The organism is Atribacterota bacterium (assembly GCA_039638595.1).
Lineage (GTDB): Bacteria > Atribacterota > Atribacteria > Atribacterales > Caldatribacteriaceae > Profundicultor > Profundicultor thermophilus.
In genome coordinates, this window is sequence record JBDIWM010000072.1 from 1 (window position 1) to 6,678 (window position 6,678).

Annotated in this window: 6 protein-coding genes; 1 reads left to right on the forward strand and 5 read right to left on the reverse strand. The window is 45.1% G+C overall.

Going from position 1 to position 6,678, the window contains the following annotated elements:
• The 5 genes from ABDK92_10775 to ABDK92_10795 form a co-directional block, all read right to left on the reverse strand.
• Nucleotides 1–866 (reverse strand): hypothetical protein (locus ABDK92_10775; GenBank protein ID MEN3187086.1); only part of this gene is annotated, 866 nt, incomplete at its 3' end.
• 51 nt (nt 867–917) lie between these two features.
• Nucleotides 918–1,769: a carbohydrate ABC transporter permease gene (locus tag ABDK92_10780; protein MEN3187087.1), complete on the reverse strand. Its 852-nt coding sequence runs from the start codon at nt 1,767–1,769 to the stop codon at nt 918–920.
• Between the two features lie 391 nt (nt 1,770–2,160).
• Entirely contained in the window at nt 2,161–3,039 is an 879-nt protein-coding gene (locus ABDK92_10785) for a sugar ABC transporter permease (GenBank protein MEN3187088.1), read from the reverse strand.
• A gap of 64 nt (nt 3,040–3,103) precedes the next feature.
• A complete protein-coding gene (locus tag ABDK92_10790; GenBank protein ID MEN3187089.1) occupies nt 3,104–4,435 on the reverse strand; it encodes a sugar ABC transporter substrate-binding protein in 1,332 nt (443 codons plus the stop codon).
• A gap of 74 nt (nt 4,436–4,509) precedes the next feature.
• Nucleotides 4,510–5,265 carry a sugar isomerase domain-containing protein gene (locus ABDK92_10795; protein MEN3187090.1) on the reverse strand — a complete coding sequence of 252 codons (756 nt, stop codon included), beginning with the start codon at nt 5,263–5,265 and terminating at the stop codon, nt 4,510–4,512.
• A 221-nt stretch (nt 5,266–5,486) separates the two neighbouring features.
• On the opposite strand from ABDK92_10795, the gene ABDK92_10800 reads away from it, so the two are divergent.
• A complete protein-coding gene (locus ABDK92_10800) occupies nt 5,487–6,266 on the forward strand; it encodes a GntR family transcriptional regulator (protein MEN3187091.1) in 780 nt (259 codons plus the stop codon).
• Nucleotides 6,267–6,678: the final 412 nt, after the last annotated feature.

Here is a 6,678-nt window from a genome sequence, read left to right on the forward strand (position 1 = left end):
GGCTCATCAACCCCCGATTGTCCCCAAGACCAAACCTCACAATTCGAAAAAACTTCTCGGGGTTCCCACCATTTTACAAAGGCGATGTTTCTACTGGGATACACTAAAGCCACAAGCGGTAGGGCGAGAGAACTTTCTGTAACAAAACGTATGTAATCCTTTATACTGCTCCAGTTGACAAGAGTCGCCGGCCAGCGAAGTGTCAATCCTGGTTTACCAAACCAGTCATTCCGGCTCTCTACAACTTTCAATGTTTCCACTGGCAAGGCAAGCAAACAGTCTTCATCAACGTTCAAAACGGCAAAATCTCTGAAAGACAGAGTTTTCGTTTCATTTTTTGAGAGGTTCGTGATGCCGATCTCCACTTCGACAATAGGGGAACCCTCCCTCACCCTTACCCAACATTCGGTCAAGGTTTTCCTAAACAAATCCCGGCCTGAGAGTAACACCTCTGCAAAATCTTCTTCTTGCCGGGTCAAAGTAAAAGAAAGGTCAAAGGGCTGGCGATCACGATCGTTCCAGGGCAGGGAAAGATAGTAACCACCAAACTCTACAACGTGCAAACCATTTGGTAAAATCATAGGTTTTGGGACCAACTCCTGATAGAAAAAGGATCCAGATTCTTCGCCTTTAAAGAGATAGGAAGACAGGACTCGACCCCGATTGGGGATAATAGTCACTTCCATAAGCTCATTTTCCACCTTGATCACTTCTGGATGCGTTTTCGTGGTAGCCAGCTCCGCCACGGGTAACACGTATACACCTTCCAAAACCTTTGCCACAACTTTAGCCCATCCTATAGAAAGGAAACCCATCACAAAGGCAACCATGCTCACCAAAAGCACCAGCACAAATCTTCTTTTCACAGGCCAATCCTCCTTTCTCGGTTTTAAAATACATAACCATTATTGAATTTATCACTCTTTCACCGCCCCAGCAGTAAACCCTTTAATAAAATACCCAGAAATGGGAACAAAAAGAAGAAACACCGGCAGCATAATCAAAATAGCACCGGCAAGGAGAGGGCCCCATTCTATATACTGCTCGGCAGCAAAGGTCGCCAAACCAAGTGGGCCTGTCTTTTTCAGATTGCTATTAATCAGCACTAAGGCAAACATATATTCACCCCAAGCAGTAATGAAGGAGTAAGCCCCCGCTGTTACAAGACCTGGAGCCGCGAGCGGTAAAATAATGCGCCCAAAAATGACAGTTGAACTCGCTCCATCTATGCTTGCCGACTCTTCGATATCTCGAGGAATGCTGTCAAAAAAGGAAACAAGGAGCCAGGCACAAAAAGGAACGGCTAAGGCAGTATACACAATAACCAGCGAAACAAGGTTATCGTAGAGCCCAAGTGATGCGAATGCCTTATAAAGTGGAACAAGGAGTATAACAGTAGGAAAAACGTATAGAAGGAGCAACAACCGAGTAGTAAAACCCCTTTTGAGTCTCGTATTCCGAGAAATCGAATACCCACTAATTGAGGCCACCACTAAAGTGCACAGCGCTGTAGCCAAAGAGACGACAAAACTATTGTAGAGAAATCGCGAGAAATCCCGTACAGGCGTTCGCGCAAAAACGAGTGTTCTGTAATTCCTGAGCGTAAAATCCTTGGGCAGCAAAGTTGCCCTCAACATGATTTCCCTCATTGACTTAAAAGACGAGAGAAAAATATATAAAAAGGGCCAAACCATAAGCACGACAACGACGATAACCAACATGATAGCAATAAGATCATTTAAGACTTTGAGTTTTTTCAATGCTCGCATCCTCCCAATTGAGCAGCACCATCAATAATCCGTATAACGTTATACGGAGGCACATTCAGCCGAACACCGTGAATGAGAACCAATACGCAACTTCCATGTTGACCAAAGATAGCCATTCTTTTTTGCTCATAATGTTCTTTTCTCCGAAAATAGCTTAGAATGCTCTTTATCCTCCAAAAGCACCACATACAGCCAAAAAACCAAATTAGGGGATCACAAATTATCGCATGGCCTATATCTCTCCTGATCCATCCCTTATCTCCAAAACCTGCAGAATTTCCGTGTTGCGACGCGAGTCAGCTCAGCCATGTTTCTACCCAGATCGAGAAGTAACCCACCAAGACTTTCCCAATTGGTAACTCTCCGCGCTCGTTGTCGACGAACAATTCCCTCATCTTTCGCCAGGCGCAAAGAGTCGTAAATAAATCAATCCAACAACCAAAAGAAATAAAACGATGAGCACCGAAAGAGCAGAAGCTTCACCAAGACGAAATACCCTGAAAGCCGTCCTATACATCAAGATAGGAAGCGTTTGCATTGCGGTTCCCGGACCTCCCTGGGTCGTGAGCCATATCAGGTCAAAGGTATTAAAGTTCCAGGCGAAGGCCAAAAAACCTACAAACCATATCATCGACCCAAGGATGGGAAACGTAATATACCTAAATTGCTGAAACCCTCGTGCCCCATCAACAGCTGCAGCTTCAAGGATGCTTTCGGGAATAGTTTGAAGAGCCGCAAGAATGAGCAAAGTACCAAAGGGGAGAAATTTCCAGGAATTGAGCAAAATCAAAAACGGCATAGCAGTCGACGAAGAACCAAGGAAATGGACCGGTTTACGAAGGAATCCAAAGAAAAGGAGAATCTCGTTTACAATGCCAATCCTTGGCAAGAGCATCCACCTCATACAAATTGCTATAGTCACAGCAGGAATAATCCATGGCAACATCACCAGCGATCGCGCGATACTTATGCCTCTGATTCTCCTATTAAGAACCAGGGCTATACCTAAGGGCACAACAAGCTGAATCACAAGGTTACCCGCCGCCCATAAGAAGCTTTTACCCAGAGATTCCCAAAAGGTTGTACTCTGGAAAAGTCCTCTAAAATTACCAAGCCCTACATACCGTCCAGCAACTTGGCCAAATGATACATCGTGGAGGGAGAAAAAGAAAGCCGAGATACATGGATATGCAAAAACAAAAAGAAGAAGAATTACAAGCGGAAAAAGAGGCAAAAACCCCTTTACCGTCTTTTTCACAACATTCGACATCGAGATGCTTCCTCCTTTTACCCCTGGTAAACATATGTGTCTACCAGGGGTGCTTTACCCTCTTTTATTGTGCCGGGATAGAATACTTTTCCATCTGTTTCTGTCCCCAGGAGACCGCCTCCTCAACACTCATTTGCCCGCTGACAACTTTGTTGATAGCCTCTGCCAAAATGTCAGCCCCCGTAATATCTCCAATACCCAGGTTTACCCACCTTCCGTATTCAAAACCGTACAGAGTTGCATATTCCTGCAACGCCTCAAAAGCCACTTTGTGGATACTCTCAAATCGCTTCACAATGGGTTTATCCCAATACTCCTTCGCCTGAGAAGCAATAACGGTTACAGGGAAAAACCCGCCTGGCTCCTGCTCCGCCGTTAAGATTGCGTTGATATCCGGCCGCATCATAAACCGCACTAATCTTTTCACTGCCTGGACGTGTTCTTCTCCTTTCTCCAAAGTTTGCTTGTAAATATGAATCTCGTTAGGATACGTTATTGTCCCCCGTTCTTTCCTATCTTTGTAATAGGGGATATGGGCTGCAGCGTAATCGCTGCTGTCAAACTCCTCGTGAAATCTCTTTTGAACCGACGGGAAGTAAGGAGACATTGCAATGGTTCCCGCAGCGATGTTGAGCTCAATCTCGCCCCAAGACCATGCCTCAGCTCCTGGAGGAGCGTACTGGAAAAAGTCCTTATAGAGCTTCACAGCTTCTATTGTTTCGGGACTGTTGAAAATCACCGTCCCGTCCTCATCAAAAAACCTTGCTCCAACGCTGGCGAGAAAGATATAGGATTGCTCGCTGGTCATAAGATTTTTGGCTCCGCCGATGCCTATGCCGTATACTTCTTCCTGAGAAGCTTCGGTAATTTTTCTGGCGTACTCCAACGCCTCGTCCCAAGTTTTCGGTGGTTCTGTGGTTCCAAGGTATTCTTCGAAGAAACTGGGTCGATAGGTAAGCAACATGATCATTGTCCAGATTGGTACTCCCCAATATTCACTCTGGTGGAAATACATATCCCTTTGTTTCGGGAAAAATTGATATTCGTTATCCAATTCTTTAACAAGATCGGTTACCGGAACCACGGCTCCTGCCTTGTACACGGTAAGCAATAAGTCAGGAATAGAAAACTGAAAATCCGGCAACTTTCCGGCTTCTATGGCAGAGAGTGTCTTAACCCAAGCGTCTCCCCACATAACAACTTCCTGGGTAATCCTCACATCCGGGTTCTCCTTCATGAATAGATCGATTGCTTTCTGAAAAGCGGCAACACGATGCGCGGGTGCTTCGTGATGCCAGAAGGTAATTTCAATGGTATTTTGGGTCCACCCGAAGCCAGTCACAGCAAAAAGACACAGAAAAATCCCTAACACTAAAACCTTTCCAATTTGCACCATCGTGACTTCCTCCTTGGTTAGAAATCTTCAAAAAACCCCTCTACTCACACCGAAATCCTATAACCAAATACATCTCATAACAACTTGATTTTGGAATAATATTCTTCTTGGTACTTGGCGTTAGCCTCATCACCTCCGACTCTGTTTGCGCTCATCCAAACAGGGGGTTTCACTCCCTTACTCAGCATGTACTTGCACGCTTCAATTTCAATTCTTCTCACGATATATGAATCCGTCATTTGAGAAATTGGAGCAATCGGCCGATCAAATCCTTCAAGCTCAATAACGGCGTCTCCCACGGGGTTGTAATCATCAATGAAGAGATCCACAATATCCATCAAATTTTTCTTACTCGGGTGTCGTGTGTGGTGATCAAGGGGAATTTCTTTCTGCCAAGTTGATCCACCCACTCCTATCGTGTAGGCACCTTTAGCCTTGCACTCCAAGGCCGCATCGATTGTGGCAGCATTCACTCCTATGTTATTAAAAATAATAGCTACATCCCCAGGACCAATTTTATAATAGTCGATAACCCTATTCATATAACCCGGACAACGTTCGATACGCATCCCATGAAGAGCACCAGCTGCTCCATAAAGTGCTCCAATTGGAATAACAAGACTAACGGGTACTAACCCTCCTGCCCGGTAAAACATGTCATAAGCAGGAAGACAAGTATGACCGCCAGTACCAACCGCGTGGACCAGTTTACCAGCAATGATGGCGTCTCCAATTACCTGACCAGCTTTTTCAAAGTTCTTGGCCTGTTCCTGCTCGATTTTCTGAAGAAACTCAATGCAGATATCCAAAAAACTTTTTTGACTATTCATGCGCAAACCCCCTTAACAGGAAATGATAGGTCACTACTTCTTTTATAAGTTATAACAGGTTATAATATTTGTCAATAGGGTGGTTTAGGTTTTCAGCTTTCGGTGAGTTTACTGGGAAAATCAACATAATATGGTTCCAAAATTTGTATGTTTCATTACACAAACGTAGAATATTAGTGTTAATAATCAAAAGCTTTGGGAAGGGAGTTGTCAGTAAAACCGTGCTCCAAATTGACAAATTTTCACCAATACCACTCCACGTTCAGCTTAAAAGGGCCCTTTTGTACCTTATCGAAGAGGGAAAATTAAAACCTGGCAACAAAATCATGTCTGAATCCGAGTTATGTGAAAGATATGGTATAAGCCGTATCACGGCTCGGAGAGCCATTGAAGACCTTGCCAGGGAGGGGTATCTTCGCAAAGTACCAGGCAAAGGAACCTTTGTAGCGGTCCCGAAAATCGTTGAAAAACTGGGTTCTCTCGTGACGTTCACCGAAGACATGCTCAGTCGGGGCTTAAAACCAGGAAGTAAACTCTTAAAACGGGAACTCATAAAACCGGCACCAGACATCGCCGAATTCCTTAAGCTCGCTGAGGACGAACGAGTCATCTACCTGGAGAGACTGCTTCTTGCCAACGAAGAACCAATTTGTTTTCAAAAATTGTTCTTACCCCTTAAGGTTTTCACTGGATTTTTGGCCGTGGAGGAAAGAGAAACCGAGATCCGAGAACTCTGTGAGATCCTCAACATGTTCGTTCCAAAACCGGTAGTGTGGGCAAAACAGACCCTGGAATCGGTTTTAATCACCCATAAAGAAGCGAAACTTCTCGGGGTTCAAGAAGGTTCCCCTGGGCTTCTTTGTGCAAGAATCACCTTTGACGAAGTCGATAACCCCGTGGAGTACGTCGAGTTTCTCTATAGAGCGGACCGCTATAAGTTTATGGTCAACTTAGCTCGTCCGGGTTTTGTCAAAACCCCATACCTTGGGAACCTTTCCTGAGGGAGCGCTGGATTCTTGGCTTAGATGCCAGGAATACTCGAGAAGGGGGTAAAACTGGAATGGCATCTCTGGTGGATGCATAGCGCGTTGGGTTGACCCTTGAGCGAAAAACAGGTCAACACGGTTTCTCTTTGCTTGACCACCACGTTTTCAGAGTGACCTTGAATGCCGGCTGCTCGCTCTTTTTGAGGTACCATCGTTACTTTAGAAAAAAAGGGGGGTTTCGGTAAACGGTGCTTCAACCATACCAAATCGCATGTGGCCACCGGGTCCAGCAATCTGGTCAATGCGAGTTTTGAAAGGAAAAGGGGATGGCCTACGCCATCCCCAGTATGAAGTCTACGTCATGCGGGAAACACCCGTTCTGGGGGTCTCATGTGGCCGTTATTACCAATCTCGATGAGGATACCAT